The organism is Arenimonas metalli CF5-1, assembly GCF_000747155.1.
GTDB classification, from domain to species: domain Bacteria; phylum Pseudomonadota; class Gammaproteobacteria; order Xanthomonadales; family Xanthomonadaceae; genus Arenimonas; species Arenimonas metalli.
The window spans coordinates 1-19,233 of record NZ_AVCK01000036.1 but is presented as its reverse complement, the minus strand read 5'-3'; the positions used below and the strand labels follow the sequence as shown (position 1 = coordinate 19,233).

Here is a 19,233-nt window from a genome sequence, read left to right as displayed (position 1 = left end):
GGCCTCCGGAGAAGCCGGGGCGATTCAAGGTCGCGTCCACAATCGGTCAGAAGTGGAGGAGCAGTGAAACAGAATTGGCCGCTGTCAGAACCAGCAACTTGGTCAGCCTAGACCGGCACCGACAATCAAGCCAGCCGGCACACGCAGACTGGTACCCGTCGGGGGCAACCGATAGTGCCGGTGCCAAACCAGTCAGCGGCGGGTTCGGCCCGCCAGGTGGAACTTCCATTATTGAACCTAAGGGATAAAGTCATCTTCTTCGGGCTCCTCAGATTCTTTGCGAAAGGAAGACGCTGCTGGCATCAGGTCGAAACTAAAGTGTCCGCTTCGCTCGCCCACGGAAGAAAGCAGGCGGTATCCCATTTGTACAACATCTTCAATTGGGACTTCGATATGGAACGTCTTCGCTTCTTCTACTTCAACCCAGATGTGTTCCATGACTGGGTCGGAGTTGCCAAGCCATGCCCGACGGCGGAACTCGAGTCTTGCCACGCCTTCTCGGGCGTGCACAATGTAAACCCGGCAGGACTCAAAATTCCCCACTTCCCCGCCAGCGACTCCGAATGTCGGACATCCGGTTGAACCAGCCTCGAACTCAATTAGCGCAAGGGCAAATTCAGTCAGCTTCTTCGTGAATTCACTGCTCCCGTCAAATTCAATGCAACTGGCCTCGAGCTTCTCCGTCTTGAGGGACAGCTCGCAACAATACTCATCCCGGTCCCTGTGCACCTGAAACCATGTAGAAATCTCTAGGGTGAGGACATTACTAGTAGGCTCAGCTTCTTGCATGCAAGTGAATCCTTGTCTAAAGCCGCAGCTCCGGTTGGAAAGAGTTTCATATAGCTTTCTTCAAGAGTCACGCCTCCGTGCCTGGCCTGCTGCCCGCAATGCTGAAACGGATACCCCGGTTACTTGCATCCGCTTTTAGAGTGCAAGTGGAGACAGGTCCGGGTCGAACTTCGAATAGACTCGCTTTCGCCCGCCGTGATCCATGAGGTGAAGAAACTCCTCCTCAGTTATCTGCGAGCGCTCGCAGCCTGTATTTGCCGTGCTCAGACAGCTTGTGATGCTTGGTATTCACATGGCCGACCATTTGCGGCCGAATGCGCTCAGTTCAGGCGCCGAGCACACGACGGTCAAGTAGCACCCTCGATCATCTCGTTTAAGGCGCGTGATCGCCGTGTAGGCCAAGGCAAGATCCTTGGGCCCTATCACTCTGGTTATGAGTACAACAAGCGCTTTGCTCTCCCATCCCTTGAAGCTCTGAATGGTTGTAACCTTTACGCGAGCATCGCCCTTGTAGAATGCCTGCTTCTTCCGTCGGCTTTCCTCCTCGCTCTCTCGCCTGTCGGCAGAGTGACCAAAAGTGTCGATTGCACGGATATTCTTCTCCCGCAATCTGAGGACGATATCCTTGCCAACGCTATCGCTGTCGACAATGCATACAAGATCCGAAACGGCGACTGGGTCGCCTGCGGATTCGTCAAGAATCTCCAAGAGCGCCTGGACGCAGGCTTCAGCCGCTTGGCTGCCATGCCCGATCTGACGCCACCTCAAGATGGTCTTGAACTCAAGTTCGCCAGCGGCTGAGTTGGGGCGGTGCGCCTCGGAATCCGGCAGAAACTCCTCTATGTAGGCTGATGCGAGCCGACAAAGCGCGGGAGAAAGCCGGAACGATTGATCAAGCATTGCCCAGCGCCCACGAAATCCGGCGCCGTTCATGACGGTTTCCGTCCACGGATCCACGCCATATATGTTCTGCTGTCTATCAGCGCAGATCAGGGCTTCTCCACTGCCGTCGCTGGGTAGCGCGGCTCGCAAGGCGCCCCACCAGCCCGGCATGAAGTCCTGGGCTTCGTCAACCAAGACGGCATCCCAACGATCATGGTCATCAAGAGACGCAGCCCAGCCGAGCGCTTTCGCTGGTAGATCAAATTCGAGCACTTTACGCGCTGCGCCTTGGTCATCCTTGCCGGACCAGAGCTGCGCATACTCCTCATCGTTGCCAGTTAAAACCGAGATGCGTCGACACCATAGGTGAAAGTTGAGTGTCGTAAGCTGCTTGCGTACCTTTCCGGATTGCGAGTACTGAACAGCCAGGTCAGAAAGATAGTTGATAAGGGTTATGTTGAACGTCACAACCAAGACTCGCTTTCCCTGACTTGCGAGTTCCGCAGCCCGCCCGGCAATGATCAGCGACTTGCCACTTCCGGCAGGACCTTTGATCCTTCGGAAGCGAGCGCTCTCCTCGTTGAGGCAAAGGGAACGTTGTCTTGGTGTCATCAGTTTCTTGAGCGACACTCTTTGCTCGGAAGAAAAAGATGGCTCGACCAACCAATGGCGCAGTTCGGCAGCCACGCGATCTCCCATTTCCGGGTCATATCTGTTGGCTGAGTTGAGAAGCTGCCGCAACGTTGACTTGTCAGTTTGTCCGATCAGATCCGATCCGATGACGGGGTACCACTTGTTGTATTTTTCGTGGCCCCTGTGCTTGCGGAGCGGAGCCAAAAGCTCAACGGCGTCCTTGGTGGAGACTTGAGTGAAAATGATCCCGGCGACTATGGACCCGTAGCCCTTTCCGGCCGGTAGGCTAGGAACGTAAAGCCCGTATATTTCCTGTTTGTACAGATCAATTTTGGCGACCGGGTCGCTGGATGCGAGGGAGAACGTTTTCCCGTCCCGTCGGCCCATGAGTTTGGGGCCCCGTGATCCTGTTTCGACAAAGTAATCCATTCCCCGCAATGACCAGTCCTTGACCTCGTAGACTGCGATCCCATTTTGCGGATGGAGAAGAACGAAATCAGGCCTCAGCCCATTCAAGTGGGGTTTAATATATATTTCCCAGCTTGACGGCAGTATGGTCAATAGCCAGTCCAACACCTCGCGCTCTCCCTTGGTCAGGGGCTGCCGCAGGCTTTCAAGTTGGTCTAGGGCAGGATCTACGAGGCGGATACGAGGCGGCGACGATGTGTCCATGCTGATTCCGTCCATTCTGTTGCGGTACTGCATCCGTCAGATGATCCGCAGTGGTTGCAAGGTTTCAGCACAAACGTAAAAAGCAAACTGAGTCTCGCCGTCGACCCATCCAAATGCGATGTTGACGAAAAGCCGCATATGACTCGATCAGTCCGGCGTGGTGCCATCCATGGAGATGTCGGAGCCGAAGAAATCGTTGGCAGTTTTACCCACCTGATTGGTATCGTAGTAGGCATAACCAGCAACACCGGCGGCACCGACGAATGGCAGCCATCTGGTAATGCCTTTCCCAATGGTTCGCTGTGTGATTCTTATGCCAACAGCTTCCAGTACTCTCTTCATCACCCGAAGAGATGCGCGCCTTACCAACGTGCGTTCACCTACGCGAACGACGAGGTCGCGCATTATCTGGGCTGCTGTATGCCGGAATAGGCAGTAAACCATCTGCTCCTGGGTCAGCGCTGACGTTTTTCCGTGCAGTGCTGCAACGTCTGCAACAAGTTGCGCTTGAATTTTCCAGACAGCGATCATCTCAGGAATGATGGTGAGCCAGCCCAGGGGGCCTGGGGGCAGGGCAAGCGCTCCGGCGGTTACTGAGGATTTCAACGACGCCGACTTGGTCAGTTTTCTTGAGTCGGAAGCAGGGCTCTTGCTCTTCCTGATATTGCTTTGCGGAATGTCGCCTATGAATCCAAGAATTGCGTCTGCAATTCGTGAGGTGCTTTCGACGGTTTCTTGGGTTACGACCAATTTCGACATCAACGGTCCTTCGGCAGTTGTATTCGATGAAGACTCTTGGGTTATGGTCGAGGGGATGTAAAGTGATAAAGAGTCTTCGGCTATCGGGTGGATGGTACGCCTTGAAGTAGGTCAGTGATCGCCGCATTGGGGCCTGCCTGAGGCGAACTTTTCTCAGCAGTTCGGTTTCGTCAGGTCACGGGACTCGAACGATGCGCGGGGGCGACGTTGGGCGACATCAAGGATCTTCGCCTGCAACCTGAAGGTATGCTCGACCAGCAGTCCTGCATCTGGCACATGGCGCCCACGCGCATTTGGGCGAAACAGCTTGATGCAGCCGTCGGTCAAACCACCGGGTACATGATCTCGCCGAAGTTCGCCTGCGGACTCTCCAGCATCAACCCCACCAGCACCGGAACGATTGCCGCCAGCATGTGCGTACTGTCGCGCACCTGGGCGCGGTTGGTCTTGCTGTTCCATGTCGCGCCGCCGTGGGCCAGCTGGTTTCGCAGCACGTAGAGACGGTCGAACAGGATGGACAGGACGACGTCGGTCTGCTGTCCCATCAGTGCTTTCATCGCCGCCGTGCGGCTGGCCGCGAACTGCTGCTCCCAACGGCCGCTACCGTCATGGTCGCGCAGGGCTCGCCAGAAGGGCTCGAAGACGAACTTGTTCTCGATCAGCGTGCGGATCGCGCCGCTGAACTCACGGAACAGGACGGCGTGCAGTTGTTTCCTGTTGTCCAGCGCCAGCACGGACGCGAAGTAGGTCTTCAGCTGATCGCGCTCGGTCTGCTCCTTCCCGAACTCGCGTGCGTAGGCGGCGTTGAAGGCGATCCACAGGAACAGGAACCGCGCGTCCGGGTCGTCGTTCTCGGCCTCGGCACGTGCCAGCCAGCTGATGGCGCGATGGATGCGGATCCTAGTGGGCTCGGGCATGGTTTCGCCCACGGCGCGCAGCTGTTCCTTCAGGGCGGAGGCGGTCATGGCTATCCCGGGTTAGTCGTCCTGATAGTAGCCTGCCGCCTCGGTCATCGTTTCGGCCATCCATTGGCGCAACCCGGCGGGTTGCAGCACTTCCACCTGGTCGCCATAGCCGCGCAGCCACCAGCGCAGCTGGTCGGTATCGGCCACGGTGGCGGAAACGATTACCCAGTCCTCGCTGCCTGAGGCTTCCACGGTCTGGTCTTCTGAAAGTCGCGCCTCCTGCAGGTGCTTGGCTGCGGCCGCGTCCATCTCAAGTACGAGCCGGATCGGGCCGCGGTCATTGAAGCCGGACGCCACCATGGCCATGGACTCGGCCATCGCTCCAAGCGGCGGGCGTCGGCATTCAAAGGTGCTCACTTGGACCGCGCGGAATCGATGCAGGGCCAGCAGGAGTACATCTTCCTGGTCGTCAATTTGGCAGGCGAGGTAGGTCACCGGGCCCCGGTGTACCAGGCCTACGGGGTGCAGGGTCCATTCGCGCCTTCCACCGTCGCGAACCGCGTAGTCGACATGGATCTGGCGCCGATCGAGCAGTGCGTGGTGCACGGATTCGAGCACCTCGGGGACGATTTCCGGGGGAAGCAAGGGCGGCGCCGTCGGCACGACGGCGACCGAGTCGGGCCATGCGGCGATGCCTTCTCCGGCGGAGCGCCGGGAGGTGGCTGCGCGCGCTTCGTCAAACAGCGGTCGCAGCGCGTCCATCTGGCTGCGTGGCATGAGTGTCTTGAGGTGGACTTCCGCCGTTAGCAGGAGCAGCGACTGCAGGGTGGTCAGGCCGGCCGAGGTGAAACCCAAGGCGTCGCTGCGGCGTGCCCAGCGGAAGGGTTTGCTGCTGTCGTCGACGTCTAGCTGCAGGACCTCGTGCAGGAACTTCAGGTCGCGCTCCACCGAGCGCTTGTGCACCCGGATGCCCTGGTCTGCAAGCAGCTCCGTGATTTCAGCCGCGGTCTTCCCCGACCCAGAGCGGGGCAGGTGCTTGTAGAGGGTCCATTGGCGAAGCAGCGCATCGGTGGCCATGGGGTTGTTCTCTCAGCGGTGCGCTAGTTGGCCTGCAGGCGCTGCGGGATGACCCGCTGCGCGGCTCGCAGGATGCGTCGGTCCATGGGGCCGTCGCCGGGGAAGCAGCGTGCGGCGACCTCGGCGAGGCCTTTTGGCAGCCGGCTGATCAGGCAGCGACCGCCCACCGTGTGGTCGAAGGGGCGGGGTGCGGTGGTCGCTGGCTGGCGATAGAAGGCGAGCGCCGCCGCGTCGATGCGCGTCGTGTCGTGCAGCAGGACCAGCAGCTCCGCGATGGCGGTGGACATCCGGCTGCCGGATGCGATGGCGCGGTTGCCTGGCCCGGACGCCTCTTTCACCGTCCAGGTTCCCCCGGGCTCCAGGGTGAGTGCCGCCGTGGCCCGGTCGGTGCCCAGTGGGCACGTCAGCGAAACCACGAAGACCGCACCGGTCACCACGGCCAGGTGGTACGAGGCCACGCAGTGGAGCATCTCGCGGGCCTCTTGCCGCAGCGCGCCGTGGCCCGTCAAAGGCAGCACCTCGACCCGGGACTCGCACAGGCTCAGCGTGCCGAACAGTCTGGGCACTTCCACATCAATGCCGGCGAAAACCGAGCGGTCGTGCCCCCAGAACACGGCGGACCAATCCAGCGCCAGGCGCATGCACTCCGACAGGGGGACCGACTGTAGCCAGCTGGCGAACACCGCCTCGACCTCATCCTCGTTGGGTGGGTCTTCCTGCCCGCAGCGGGTCAGGACGTCGCGCACGTTGTCCCGCAGTACGTCCCACCAGGCCAGCAGCAGGTACGGCGCCTCGATGTCGGCGTAGCGGGCGATGACCTCGCAGACGCCTTCCCAGCCGCGCACCGCCGCCTCGCGGCCCGAGGCGCGAAGCATGGCCAGGGCGTTCGGGCCTTCCGATTCGTCGGGTACGAACGCGGACAGTTCCGCCAGGAAGCGCAGGTCATCGCCCGAGAACGCCGGCGCATGCGGACCGCAGGCGGCAACGTACCTCGCCAGGTCTTCAGCGGAATAGATGCCCGTCTCCTTCAGCGAAGTGACCTGACGCAGCAGCGCCAGCGTGCGGCGGGCGGCCCATACCGGCACCTCCCAATCGGCCGCGAGCGGCACCAACAGGGGCCGGCCTGCGTCAATGGCCGCGCGCGCCCCGGGGCAGTAGCCATCGGCCGCATGCATGGCCAGCTCCGGCGCCAATTCGGCCAGTTCATGCCGGCGCTGGCGCACCAGCGCATTGCCGCCCCCGTGCAGGAAGCGACTGCGATTGAGCGTGGGGGCGGCGCCGGGCACGGGCCAGGCGCGCTGCAGCAGTCGCGCCGTCATCGAGGCCGACCTGGCCGCCAGCAGGCTTTCGAGATGGCGGGCGAAGCGCTGCTGGCCTTCGTCCATGGTCTCCGCATCGGCGCCCGCGCACTTGGCTTCGTAAGCGGCGATGGCCAGCAGTCGCTCGCCGTACGCAGGCAAGCGGTTGAACAACTGGTCGAGCCGGGGATTGGCGATAAAGCGGAAGGCCTGGTCGGGTGGTGGGGCCAGGTCATGCACCCGGGCCGGCCACGGCGTTGCTCCCCGGTCCACGGTGAGCAGCGTGGGCTCCAGCCAGCCGCTGGTGCTGACGCGAAACAGCGACACTGCGCCCAGCGCGAACGGGTTCGCCGGCTGCGTGCGGGACCACCAGCCGACATGCAGCGGCCCATCCGCGCGCTCCTGCATGTCCAGCAGCGGGACCTGAAGCGGCTCCCAGGCTTGCGCAGGCACCTGCTCGAGCCAGTTCCACAAGTCGCCGGACCGGCCGGCGTCGCGCAGGAGCCCCGCGATGGAGGCGGGTGGGGCGGCGTCCAGCCAATCGTCGAGGGGCGGAATGACGGCGGGCATCACCGCCGGCGCCGGATTCAGGACGATACCGAGGCAGGCGGAAATCAACGGGTCGGCCAACCAGCGCGGCGTCACCCACTGGCTGTGCCTGCCTGGCTCCAGTTCGGCCAGGCGAAGCACGCCGTGCGCGCGCAGCCATTCCAGCCACTGCGCGAACCGCGCTTCAAGCTCGCGCTCGCCGCCGAGCCCCAGCAGCAGTGCGCTGGCCGGGAGAACCACCTGGGTGCTGCGCAGCCGGGCGCTGGCCACGAACTGCACGGTGCCGAACTTGTGCCGCGCATTCGCCAAGGCCACCGCTCGCCCCTGGCGCAGCCCGCATGCGAGCGCGCGCACCTGCACCTGGCCGGTCGGCGTTGCGAGCAGTTCCGCGAGCATGAAGTGGTCGAGCGCACGCATCCGGTTTCCCCTGGGCCGTGATGCCGCCTGCCCGCCGATGCCAGCCATCCTGGCCTCCAGAGGTCTCACGGCCTGCGACACGATCTGTCGCACCCCTCCGGACACTGGTCCTCCCATCCAGTGGAGAGTCGCCATGGCCCGTCGTCGTCCCCGTCCACCCGCAACCGTAGGCACCGGCGAAGTACCCCGGCTCGTCATGCGCTGGGTGCTGCGCGTCCTGGTGGACTGCGGCGGACTGCGTGGCCTGCTCACCAACATCAGTACCTATGACGACCTGGCACCGGTGCTCGGGCTGCCCATGGAGATGACCGTGACGGACCGCAAATCAATCTCCTCCCGGATACGGCGTCTGCATGTCGCGGAAGAAAGGCGCCCGGCCCCGGAGGCTCCCGGCAGCCTCTCCGGCAATCTGGCCCGGCTTGCGGCCGCCCTTCGTCTGAGCAGCGACGAACAGGCCATCCTGGCCTTCGCCGTGCTGCTGCAGTCCGAGCCGGCCCTGGCCGTGGCCACTGACTTGCTGGGCGACCAGGGTTCGCGCCAGCTGATGCATGCCATTAGCAGGGTGCTTCGGATTGAAGAATCCAACGTGCAGGCCGCGCTCGCTCCCAAGGGCCTGCTGGCCAGGACGGGCCTGCTAAGGACAGACCCCAGCAACCATATGCTGATGCGCGCAACGCTGGATCTGCTGTCCCCGCAGTTTGGTGAGGCGCTCGTGGGCAGCGAGGCCGAGCCGCTGGCGCTGCTGCGCGACACCGTGCACGCCTCCAACCCGCCGGGGCTGGGGTTCAGCGACTACGCCCACGTATCGGCTGACGTCGACCTGATGCGCGCCTACCTTCGCGAGGCGCTGGCTACGCGGCGCACGGGCGTGAACCTACTGATCCACGGCGCCCCTGGCGTCGGAAAGACCGAACTCGCCCGGCTGTTGGCCGCCGACCAGGGCAGCGGGCTGTATGAAATCGCCAATGGCAACGAGGAAGGGGACGCCGTGCTCGGGGAGCGCCGCCTGCGGGCCCATCGCGCGGCACAGGCCCTGTTCTCGCAGTCACCGACGCTGCTGCTGTTCGACGAGGCCGAGGACGTCTTCGCTGGCGACTCCATGATCAGCACCGGCGTTGCCCAGCGCCGCAAGGCGTGGATGAACCGCATGCTGGAAGAGAACGAGGTGCCGACGCTGTGGCTGACCAACGATATTCAGGCCATCGACCCGGCCTTCGTTCGCCGGTTCGACATCGTTCTGGAGCTTAAGGCCCCGCCGCGGCGCCAGCGCGAGGCGATCGTCCGGGCGGTGTCGCCGGTGGTGCTCGCTGAGCCGTTGGTCGCCCGCCTGGCCAGTACGCCCGCCGTCACGCCGGGACTGGTCGCCCGCGCCGCCGCCGTAGCGTCCGCAGCCTTGCCTGGCGCCAATGCCAACAAGATCGGCTCTGCAATGACCCGCCTGGTGGATGCGACCCTGCGAGCTCAGGGCCACCGCCCACTGCCGCCCCAGAACCGCGATGCCCTGCCGGCGTTCTATGACCCGGCCTTCCTCAACGCCGACACCGATCTCGTGGCTCTTGCCGCGAGGCTTGGCACGGTGCGGGAGGCTCGACTGCTGCTGCACGGCCCGCCCGGGACCGGGAAGACCGCGTTTGCGCGTTGGCTGGCTAGAGAGTTGGATATGCCCCTGATGGCTTGCCGAGGATCTGACCTGCTTGGATCGTTCGTAGGGCAGACGGAGCAGAACATTGCAGCGGCGTTCCAGCGGGCTGAGGAGGATCGGGCGGTGCTGCTCATTGATGAGGTAGATACCTTCCTGCCTGCGCGGGACGCGCGACGGAACGGGTGGGAGAATTCGATGGTGAATGAGCTGCTGATCAGGATGGAAGAATTTGCGGGCGTGCTTGTCGCCACGACAAATCGGCTGGATGCTCTGGATCCGGCGTCCATGCGAAGGTTTGACGGGAAGGTGCGGCTGGGGTGGCTGAAGCCGGATCAGGTGGGAAAGCTGGTAAAGGCGGGGCTGGACGCCATCGGGATAAGCGGAATAGCAGATCAAGAAAGTGTCGATTGGGAATCTCTAGATCGATTGGCACCAGGCGACATCGCGGCCGTACTGCGGCGCTCGCGCTACGATGCAGTCCAGACACTCTCGGCAGTAGCCGCGGCGCTGAGGATGGAGTCTCGACTAAAAGAGAAGGTTCCGATGAAAGTTGGTTTCATCTAACAGGAGTTGCCGTCCATGTCGATAACGAAGATCATCAGCAGTGTCATCACAGATGATGCGGTGCACGACGCAGGAGGGAGGTCCCGTTTGCCTTGGCCGGAAGACTCCGTTGTCGAACCAGTCTTTTCGTCATGCCAGAAGTATCGCTATAGGCTTTCGGAAGTGTGGGATACAAACAAGTCACTGGTCATGTGGGTCCTGATGAACCCAAGCGTTGCTTGTGTCGACTACCGTGACCCTACCTTGCGCAAAACAGGAAAATTCTCTCGTGCATGGGGCTACGGGGGGCAGCTGGTGGCCAATGTCCATGCCTATCGGGCCACCGATAAGGGCAGGCTGCTAGAGGTGGCCGATCCAGTTGGACCCGATAACGACGAAATGATTCGCCAAATGGCGCAGCAAGCGGAGCGAATTGTTCTCGCGTTCGGGAAGCCCCCAAGACGTCTGAGAGGGCGTGGTCAAGACGTTATCAAGCTATTGGAGGATCACTCCGACCTTTGCTACTTGAGAATGGCCAAGGATGGGGTCACGCCGTTCCACCCTCTCTACTTGCCTGACGATACTGTTCCGGTGCGGTACGTGCGAATCGGCTAATGGATGAGTCCTCCAATCGGTGATTCGAAGCATCCATATTCGAATCTAGAGGTTGGCTATTGAATCCCGAACCACTCCAAGGAAGTTGACATCATGTCGAGAGGGATCGAAAGAAGTGTCGTCCCGCCAGTTGTGATCGCCGGAATGGCAAAGGCAGCAAAGTCCTGGAACGCCCTGCACGGCACATGGGCAAGTCGAGCGCCTGAGTACTGGTTCACTGTCACTGTGGCTCAGGAGCTGCAGAGAAAACTCGACGACCAGAAGAAGTGGATTCGACTGGAGGGGAGCGTGCTTCAGACAATGAGCAGTTCAGGGCCCGCCGTGGTCGGCCGCCCAGTCTCATCGCTCAGGCGGAAAGGTAGGTGCGATATCGTCATCGAGCGCGCCAATGAATCACCGTTTGCCGCGATCGAGATTAAGACGCGAGCCTACGCCTTTACGGCGGGCATTAGGAGTGACGTAGTTCGACTCCGGGAGCTACTGTGCCGCGGCGGGAAAAACTCACTCTCCGTCGTTTGCCTTGCCAGCTATTCCGATGCATCGGAAAAGGACTCGCTCAACGGCGCCAAGGCCCGTCTCGAGCGTCGGTTCGAGAACTTCGTTGAGCGAGCGACGGAGTTGTGCGTCGGCAAGCAGCTGCGTGTCGAAAGCCGGGAACTGATTCGCAGGGGCGATGAATCCGGTGACTTGTGGGGCGTTCAGTGCCTAACTCTCCTCCGGAGATAGCAGAGTTCCGACCAGGCTGTGCATGAACTCTGTAGTATTCATCGCGTTGCCGGTCACCATCCGCACGCAACCCAAAGAGGGGTACGTATGTCGATGTTTGCAGATGAAGGTCGTGCCATCCGCGATAGCGCCAAAGCGCTGGTACTAAGATTCTTTCATTCTTCTGCCAGCTGCCAGCCTGGCGCTGAGGGAATGAAGCTCGCACGTATCAGTCGGGATTGCGGACTCGACTGGGGCGACTATCCCAAGGCAACCTCTTCCAACCAGCAGTATTGGGTGGTCGCTTTGGTAAGGGAGCTGGAAGCGGAAGGCAAGGTTGAGCGCGTCTCGGAGTCCGGTCCGTGGCGCCTCCGATAGCCTGGATGGCGCCCAATTGCGCCTTCAACCCGGCGCGTTCGGCGCGGTTGGCTCGATTCGTTAGGCCGCACAGGAGAGCGCGATGAGCAGCGAAAAGAACTTCACAGATCGTGAAGCGTTTGAGCAAATTCTCTCGGGGGTTCGTACCGCCACGGGAGCGCCCTACCAAGACGTGGCGACGATCTACGGGGATCTTTCTCGCTTGGTCGTTGGTCTCCTGGCCACAAACTCACCTCAGAGACTCCAAGAGATTTACGCCCAGGTGGGCTGGGGTGGAAATGCCAACGTTCGTGCACTTCACGAGGCGGCCAAACATTGGTATGAAATTCATCATCCCGGCCGGAATCCGCCGGTTGGCGCGAGTGCAGGCTAAGCGGTCATCCGACTATGCGTCGTGGACGCGGGATAACAAAGGTTCTAGGTCTCAGGGGAAACAAGATGCGATTCCGTAGCCACATAATGGTTCTGGTCGTTGCATGCCTGCCGCTCTGTGCTCAAGCGGACATGTTTGCGCCTTCTCATTCCTGCCGAAAGCCAATCAAGCCTTATGAGTTCACAAGTGAATGGGAAGTTTCCCAGTTTAAAGATGACGTTGAACGATATAAGCAGTGCATTAGTGATTTTGTTGAAGAGCAGAATGATGAGGCCGAGAAGCACCAGGAGGCTGCTCAAGATGCCATTGATGAGTGGAACCGCTATGTTCGCTATGAGCTTGAATAGGTTCAGACGCGTGACTTTATCCCATGGCGCTCAACGCGGAATCTTCCGCTAGGAACAGCGGAGCCGCCGGTCATGACCAGAACTTCTAAGCTTTTCGTCGCCGGGATCGTTGCGATCGCCGCGTTCCTGTTCTATTGGTACGAATGGCGGTCGAGCCGGTTGATGCGCGCTTAGAGTTGACTAGTGAAAGACGATTCTGCGTGCTTTTGATTGACCAGGCTGCCCGCGAGTTGCTCGTCGTTCTAGCCCCGAGGAGTGCCCTGGCTTGGCGAGCCAAGGTGGTCAACTTGCGGCGCGCAAGGCTGGTCAATCCTCGTCGCGCATCAACACACAGGGCGTCCATTTCGCATCTGTATTTTCTTGAATGCTCGATAATCCTTTCATTGCGGTCGAATGTGAGGCGTCCAAAGAAAATTAGGGTTAACTGAGTGATTTCTATCGGGCTACATGAGTTGTGCGATACGGAGCGCTGGGGAGGGGGTGTAGTTCACTACGTTCCTTATATCGGTGCCGACTATTTCGCTGGTTTGGCTGGTGGTGCCAGGCTTCTATTGGTCGGCGAGTCACACTATGAAAAGAAAGGACTCACATCGGAGGAAAGTAAGAAGTACACGCTATCCCACTTCGGCGAGTACGTTGACCTTAGCCTTGACCTGAAAAAGGACTCGACCTTCTTCAAGCGGGTTGGAAAAATGCCGACCCTCAAGGAGGATGCGAGCCGAGAGGCGGTTGCAGAGGTATGGAGGCGGGTGGCATTCACGAACTTCCTCCAAGGCTCAGTAGGCGACAAAGCGACCGATAGGCCCAACAAGGACCTATGGGATACCGGTGAGCGTGCCCTCCGGGAAATCGTAAGTAGACTTGAGCCCGATGCGGTTCTATTCATCTCCAAGTCGGTCTGGGATCGGGTCGGATACGGGACGTGGTCTGCTGAGCCACCCATCGCTGCGGAACGATGCAGTCGCCGGCTGTGGTTGTTTCCACATGGGGCTGGTGAAGCACTTTGCACATGGGTCTATCACCCCTCATGGAACTTTGAAACGCAGGCGAGCCGAATCAAGGTCTTGATTGAGTTGCTCCGGCTTGCCAAGAAGATCAAAGCAGGGTGAACTTGCCGAATTGACCGCATGAGGCGCCGTGCCGGGCTAGAAACTGCGAAGGGCCGAAGAACCGCCATGAACTTGCATGCCATTCATGATTCGCGTGTACCAGTAGGGAAGAGGCTCTCAAGTGGTGGATGGAGGTCAGTGGGATTGGCCCTCGTAATACTGCTTGGAGCTTCCCCCAAGACAGGCCAAGCCGAGGCGCCGCCGTTGTCGCCTGTGGACCTGTTTAAAACTGTTTCAGACAGTGTAGTGACGGTGCGAACATTTGATAATGATGATCGCCTTTTCATGCAAGGAAGTGGGGTCGTCATCGGCCCTGGCTTGATTGTAAGCAACTGCCACGTCTTCAAGGACTCTTCTGGCGCAGTGGCGCTGCACCGCGGTCAAACTTACCAAATAGGTCTCCTGCGGTACGATCTCGATCGAGACGTCTGCACATTCAGTGCAAAGGGTCTAACTGCTCGCCCAGTAGTACGCGGGTCCACGCAGGCGCTGCAGATCGGTCAGCGCGTCTACGCCGTTGGCGCTCCCCACGGGTTAGACCTGACTTTGTCGGATGGACTGCTATCGGCGTTTCGCTCAGTAGGGGGCTTGGCACTTTTGCAGACGACGGCCCAGATATCTCCAGGATCGAGTGGCGGTGGCCTTTTTGATGAGACTGGAAAACTAATTGGAATAACGACGTCGCGGATCAAGGATAGTGGCCAACTTAATTTTGCCGTGCCAGTTGAGTGGATCGCGGAGCTCGAGGCGGACTCGCTGATAAAATCAGATGTCGCCGCGAACAGAAGTGAGGCTGTTGACAAGGCGCTGTTAGAGGTGCGCCGGCTTGGCGAGCAGTTTAGATCTCTTGATCCAGAGAATTTTGCTCTTCGCCTTCAATTGATAACGCCCGAGATACGACGAATTCAGAGCTCAATGCCACCGGAAAAATGGGCCTCGGAGATTAGGCGCGCCTACCTGGCGCAGCAGGCCCCGGTGCCTGGCACAGCACAAAATCTGCACTTCGGGGAATTACGAACAAAAGAGGCGGTCGCGGCTGCCAAGGCAGAAGTACAGCAGACAATTGTCCGAATTGGCGAGTCCGATCCGAATGCGTTGGAACTACTGCTTGGGCCTGTGCAAATCCGGATGGAAAAGGTGTTTGCGTTGTTGCCGCCGAGCGTTTGGGCCGAGGTGATGTCGCAGATATATCAGCAAGTGAAGAGCGCGCCTCAAGCAAATCAATGGACGCGAGCGGGTGAGTTTGGTGGCGCAAATGTCGCCATAGATGCCCAGGCGGTTGTGCGTAGCGATCTGGTGAGAGGCTTCTTCGTTCGTCGCGATTCGGATGCGTCCGTCAGGGCGGCAATGAAGCGGCATTACACGGTTTCGTTTATTGCTTTTGATTGCGTGGCGAAAGAGATGTGGACGACTGCGGAAGCTAGCTACGGCATTGAAGACCAACTGCTCGAAGCAGATTTCTCGCCGATTGGTCAGCCACGGCGAGTCGATGATGCGTCTGGCTGGGCTGAGGTGCTCCAGTTGGTATGCGAGTGAATGACCAAGGCAAGCCATGACGAGCGCCGTGCACGGCAACTACCTGTCAGGTCTATTGAAGCGCCCTGGCTTCCCCGGAAGCTTTTGAATGTGAGTTACGCCATTGCGTGACGAGGTCTGGCGGAAGTTGGAATAACGGCTGTCCAAATTTTTGATTCAGAAATTTGTGTATCTGCAGACACAGGTGGCTGACCCGATGGGTCGGCATCTCCTGAGCCTTGGACCCATCATCGCTAGAAAGTAGGCGCGTTTAGCGGCATGCTGGTGGCGGCGCACCTACGGGAGGCGGTCGTGATGAAGCGCGGATTCGCACTATTTATGCTCGTTTCAGGAGCCGCCAGTGCCGACACCTACGACGTCCCGCCGCGATTGACCAACGGCGAGCAGTTCAACGAGGCCGGCGCCGCATTTGGCTTTTGCCTGGCGCAGCAGCGGTCGTTTGAGCTTGCGCGCCAACATCATCCAGACTTGGCACGTACTGCCTCGCTTGTCGAACAGCAATTCAACTCGCGGACTGGCGATGCCTGTGGCTCCCTTGAGCGGCAAATGCAGCGGTCGGTCGAGGCCATAGAGTTCGGCAAATGGCCATCATTCCGGACGTCTCTCGTTGAGAGGCTGGCGCTGGTGATCGTGCCGCAACTCGAAGTGCTTGGCGACCGGTCAATCGCGGCCCAGTTCGTCGAGGACGTGCGCAGCCGTTCGGAGGGAGAAATCGATGTCGCGATCGCATCTCAACTAATTCGAGCATCTGAGAAGTTTCGAAAGAGTCCGGAGTCCCAATGGCCACGCTGGACGCGTACCTGGGAGACCGCCGCATCTCCGGAGGCCAAAGGCCTCACCGTTCGGGTCCGCGTACCGCTCAGCTTCGTTGAGGCCGATCCGAACGCTACGCACATGTTGCGCAAATGGACTCTCCCGCTGGCGAACGATGGCACGTATGTGATGCTAAACGTCAGCCACTTCCCTTTCCTCGCCGGAGAGTCGTTGCCGCAGGCCATGGCGGAGTTTGAATCAACGTCACCTGAGCAGATGGGCGCGTACTCCGTCGAAGGGTTGACGAACGCGCGGCTGTTGAAATCCAGGGCGGTGACCGCATTGAGACGTCCGGCGTTCGTTTTGGAGTCAGAGGCCGAGGGTTCTGCCGTTGGATACGAGGGGCGCATGCGCATGCACATGCTCATGGCGTTGGTTCCTACCGGCAGCGTCAGCATCGGCTGCATCGTTGGCGTGCCGAAGACAAATTCTGCCCACTTGGCGGCGCTCGCCGACCGCTACGCGCCGCTGTGCCTGTTGTTCCTGTCCAGCCTGACGGACGCGTCCAAACCGTAGCAGAATGTATCGCGGCGGCGTTCCTGCTGGGCTCAGAATCCGAAATCTCCCTGCCTACAAGGCGGACATCCGTAAACCTATCAAGCGCTACCCGGGGCTCCTCGAGCGCGAATGACCGCGAGCGGTGGTGCCCGGGTTTGCTCCGGATTGATTACCGGACAAGCTCTGCCTAAACTCCAGAAGAATAATCTGGTTGCGGGCTAGCTGCCTGCGGAACCATCGGATGAGTAACTGGACGACGGCGTCCACATATGTGGTAGTTGGGCGTTAGGGGAAGATCTTGGAAACTGTTCTGGCCTTTGCTTTTGAGCGAGCATTCGTCAACTTGGCCACAATTCTTCTCGGCTTCGGAGTGTCCGCTTGGCTGTTGGGGGGAAGACTCAAGGCTCGCGGGTTCGGCCCCGCTGCACGCAGCCTCATGTACTCGCTTTTTGGCACGACCGGCGGCCTCTTGTCGTACTACAGCTACGACTTCGCCCGCGACGATCGGCAGTTGTTGGCATTCGCTCTGGTTGGTGGCGCAATGTTCGTGCTTTGCTTCACCATCGCTTTTCAATCACGTGGCTTGCTTCTCGCCACGCCGCGTCGGTGAGCCGGACTCGCCCCTAACCAATCCGTAAGGAAGCTCCCCTCAAGTCCGCGCACGGGGCGCACTTGCCTTTGGCTCTTGGGCGACAGCTGCACTTCTTTCTCTGTTTCGCGTGTCGGATTGAACAGGTTCAATGGTTGTCAGACTGCATTTACGTAAACGGACTTGTGAGACGCTTTTCGCTCGCTCGGACCAAGGTAAGAACCGCACCCGGAGGCCTCATTCATTCATCGGCTTTGCCGATGCTGCGGGGATCAGCCGGACCTGATGGCGCCGGAAGGTTAGTCAGGGTTCGGCTTGAACGATGTTTGGACCGAGCCGCGGAGTGGTAGCTTTAGACCAGATAGGATGGATGTTCTGCCCCTACTTTCGCCCTTCGGACATCATATGAAGCGAGCCATTATCCTAGCGTCCCTGCTTGGCTTCCTCTCGGCTTGCGCAGACCAAGACTCCACGCAAGACCAAGACAAGCGCCCCGATTGGATTGTCATCGCTTCCGATGGCGTGAGCATTGGGGAAATGTCGCTGAGATCTTGGTGCGATCCAGGCATAGAGCTCGAAGAGGTGGCGGTGTCATCCGAGGCCACCCTAGCGAGCGTCCGGCTCGCCGCTGCCAAGGTGCGGTCGGCGGGAGTCACCGTCAGAGAGGCGGGAGTCAGGTTGGCCCACGACGACTTGGTCATGCTCGCCGAGTTTGTCGCCGCTATGCATCACTTAGCCAGCATGACGACCGCGGATGCCTTTATCCGCTCGGACCAGGGCCGGTCCAAGCTGGAGTATCTTAATCTCGAGCAAGACGCCATTCTGTTCCGCGAACTGACCGACGAAGAACGCGACGAGATGAGAGCAGGAAAGGATGTTTCGCATTACATGATGCGCGCGCTCGCTCAAGTTCAAGACCGCCAGAGGAGCGCAGTTGCCGCTGCCTCGGCGATCGTCACTCAGAAGCAGCGTGCCATTTCAGAACGAGCGGAGGCGGCATCGTTGGTAGGCCCTTCGATTTCCGTAGATCCTGTCGTCGTTGTAAGTGCGTCCGCCTGCGTCAGTGCGTTGATTGATAAGCGTATGACAGCCAATTGAAGACCGATGGCTTTCTTGGCCAACGATCGCTATCTCGGCACTGAATGCAACCAAGAACAAAATCCATGGTTCTTGTATTTCTGTTTCTTGCGGCCTTAGCGGCATTCGCCATCAAACTGAGCCGGGGGTTCATTCGGGTATGACCGCCGATCAGCTATGACCCTGTCTCCCAAGTTCTCTCCTCCATGCTGATCTTTGTCGGGTGTTCCCCCGACGTCGCCCCAAGAGCTTGTTTGGAGAATTTCAATCGCTGTATTTTCAATCCGAGTCTGGTTTTCCTCTTGGGCGATGTCTAATAGAAGTCTCCCTGCCCACGAAGGTATGCGTCATAGGCTGATTCGATCTGCTGGGAGGTGACTTCCTCCATTGCGCACTTTGAGCCGCGCATCGCTAAGCGCCAAGCGACCCGATACCAAGGGCCAAATTCCCCTTCAGAAATGTAGGTGCCGGCAGCCAGCGCTTGGTGCTCAGGCGTCGTCGGCCCGAGCTCGTCAGGGTCAATGCGGCGAAGCGCCTTGACCGCCTCGTCGGCCTGGACGGCAGCGCCAAGGTCGAACGCTTCGGACCGGGCGAAGACCGCCGCCCACACGGCCTGTTCCCGCGCGGTCATCGCGCTCGAGCGAAGCAGCATCTTGCGAACATCGTCGTCATTCATCATCGAACTCCATTTCAATGGGTGATGGGCTCAGAGGCCCTGCCTGTCCAGGAAGGACCGCACATCGCCCAGCCGCGGGAACAGCAGGGGCCGAGGGGTGTAGTGGCTATCCGGAACCATCACGTACGGGCTGTTGATCTGGGGCTGGCGAACCACGCGCCAGCGCCCCAGCACTTGCACGGCAACCGCCCAGCGCATCCGCCGTCCCGCCGGGACGCGGACGGTGCGAAGGCCGCGGACGAGGCCAAACGCGCGTGCAATCTGAAGGACCGGGAGAGGAATGAACTTCATGGTCGAACTCCTTGCGTGGGTGTCGCTCCAAACTAGGGATCATCTGAATAACACGCCCTG

The 19,233-nt window shown here is 60.1% G+C and carries 18 protein-coding genes; 10 read left to right on the top strand and 8 right to left on the bottom strand.

What is annotated here, in order from left to right; genetic code table 11:
* Nucleotides 1-237: 237 nt before the first annotated feature.
* The 6 genes from N787_RS15020 to N787_RS10795 all read right to left on the bottom strand — a co-directional run bounded on the left by N787_RS15020 (nt 238) and on the right by N787_RS10795 (nt 7,981).
* Complete coding sequence (locus tag N787_RS15020) at nt 238-789, bottom strand: hypothetical protein (protein WP_156968998.1); 552 nt, start codon at nt 787-789, stop codon at nt 238-240.
* A 288-nt stretch (nt 790-1,077) separates the two neighbouring features.
* Nucleotides 1,078-3,009 carry a nuclease-related domain-containing DEAD/DEAH box helicase gene (locus N787_RS14760; protein ID WP_084590767.1) on the bottom strand — a complete coding sequence of 644 codons (1,932 nt, stop codon included), beginning with the start codon at nt 3,007-3,009 and terminating at the stop codon, nt 1,078-1,080.
* A gap of 114 nt (nt 3,010-3,123) precedes the next feature.
* Nucleotides 3,124-3,735 (bottom strand): hypothetical protein, encoded by a 612-nt coding sequence (locus tag N787_RS14755; RefSeq protein ID WP_084590766.1) that lies wholly within the window; start codon nt 3,733-3,735, stop codon nt 3,124-3,126.
* 323 nt (nt 3,736-4,058) lie between these two features.
* Nucleotides 4,059-4,700 (bottom strand): HEPN domain-containing protein, encoded by a 642-nt coding sequence (locus N787_RS10805; protein ID WP_034213860.1) that lies wholly within the window; start codon nt 4,698-4,700, stop codon nt 4,059-4,061.
* Between the two features lie 12 nt (nt 4,701-4,712).
* Complete coding sequence (locus tag N787_RS10800) at nt 4,713-5,717, bottom strand: helix-turn-helix transcriptional regulator (protein ID WP_034213858.1); 1,005 nt, start codon at nt 5,715-5,717, stop codon at nt 4,713-4,715.
* A gap of 23 nt (nt 5,718-5,740) precedes the next feature.
* Nucleotides 5,741-7,981: a hypothetical protein gene (locus N787_RS10795; RefSeq protein WP_034213855.1), complete on the bottom strand. Its 2,241-nt coding sequence runs from the start codon at nt 7,979-7,981 to the stop codon at nt 5,741-5,743.
* Nucleotides 7,982-8,177: 196 nt separating this feature from the next.
* Here N787_RS10795 and N787_RS10790 point away from each other — a divergent pair, with 196 nt between their 5' ends.
* The 10 genes from N787_RS10790 to N787_RS10775 all read left to right on the top strand — a co-directional run bounded on the left by N787_RS10790 (nt 8,178) and on the right by N787_RS10775 (nt 18,227).
* Nucleotides 8,178-10,187, top strand: coding sequence for an AAA family ATPase (locus N787_RS10790; protein ID WP_052575384.1), 2,010 nt, complete (start codon nt 8,178-8,180; stop codon nt 10,185-10,187).
* A 15-nt stretch (nt 10,188-10,202) separates the two neighbouring features.
* Nucleotides 10,203-10,781 carry a DUF1643 domain-containing protein gene (locus N787_RS14750; protein WP_084590763.1) on the top strand — a complete coding sequence of 193 codons (579 nt, stop codon included), beginning with the start codon at nt 10,203-10,205 and terminating at the stop codon, nt 10,779-10,781.
* A gap of 93 nt (nt 10,782-10,874) precedes the next feature.
* On the top strand, nt 10,875-11,507 hold the full coding sequence (locus N787_RS15015) for a hypothetical protein (RefSeq protein ID WP_156968997.1): 633 nt from the start codon (nt 10,875-10,877) through the stop codon (nt 11,505-11,507).
* Between the two features lie 439 nt (nt 11,508-11,946).
* Entirely contained in the window at nt 11,947-12,237 is a 291-nt protein-coding gene (locus N787_RS15010) for a hypothetical protein (RefSeq protein WP_156968996.1), read from the top strand.
* Between the two features lie 86 nt (nt 12,238-12,323).
* Complete coding sequence (locus tag N787_RS14410) at nt 12,324-12,584, top strand: hypothetical protein (protein WP_211252160.1); 261 nt, start codon at nt 12,324-12,326, stop codon at nt 12,582-12,584.
* A gap of 452 nt (nt 12,585-13,036) precedes the next feature.
* Nucleotides 13,037-13,693 (top strand): hypothetical protein, encoded by a 657-nt coding sequence (locus N787_RS15005; protein ID WP_156968995.1) that lies wholly within the window; start codon nt 13,037-13,039, stop codon nt 13,691-13,693.
* Nucleotides 13,694-13,759: 66 nt separating this feature from the next.
* Nucleotides 13,760-15,229 (top strand): S1C family serine protease, encoded by a 1,470-nt coding sequence (locus N787_RS14745; protein WP_169742302.1) that lies wholly within the window; start codon nt 13,760-13,762, stop codon nt 15,227-15,229.
* A 294-nt stretch (nt 15,230-15,523) separates the two neighbouring features.
* Nucleotides 15,524-16,558 carry a hypothetical protein gene (locus N787_RS10780; RefSeq protein ID WP_156968994.1) on the top strand — a complete coding sequence of 345 codons (1,035 nt, stop codon included), beginning with the start codon at nt 15,524-15,526 and terminating at the stop codon, nt 16,556-16,558.
* A 280-nt stretch (nt 16,559-16,838) separates the two neighbouring features.
* Nucleotides 16,839-17,150, top strand: a complete 312-nt coding sequence (locus N787_RS15000) for a hypothetical protein (protein ID WP_156968993.1) — start codon at nt 16,839-16,841, stop codon at nt 17,148-17,150.
* A 384-nt stretch (nt 17,151-17,534) separates the two neighbouring features.
* A complete protein-coding gene (locus N787_RS10775; RefSeq protein ID WP_034213850.1) occupies nt 17,535-18,227 on the top strand; it encodes a hypothetical protein in 693 nt (230 codons plus the stop codon).
* 292 nt (nt 18,228-18,519) lie between these two features.
* On the opposite strand, the gene N787_RS10770 is transcribed toward N787_RS10775, so the two are convergent.
* Nucleotides 18,520-18,882: a hypothetical protein gene (locus tag N787_RS10770; protein WP_156968992.1), complete on the bottom strand. Its 363-nt coding sequence runs from the start codon at nt 18,880-18,882 to the stop codon at nt 18,520-18,522.
* 30 nt (nt 18,883-18,912) lie between these two features.
* Nucleotides 18,913-19,173: a hypothetical protein gene (locus N787_RS10765; protein ID WP_034213844.1), complete on the bottom strand. Its 261-nt coding sequence runs from the start codon at nt 19,171-19,173 to the stop codon at nt 18,913-18,915.
* Nucleotides 19,174-19,233: the final 60 nt, after the last annotated feature.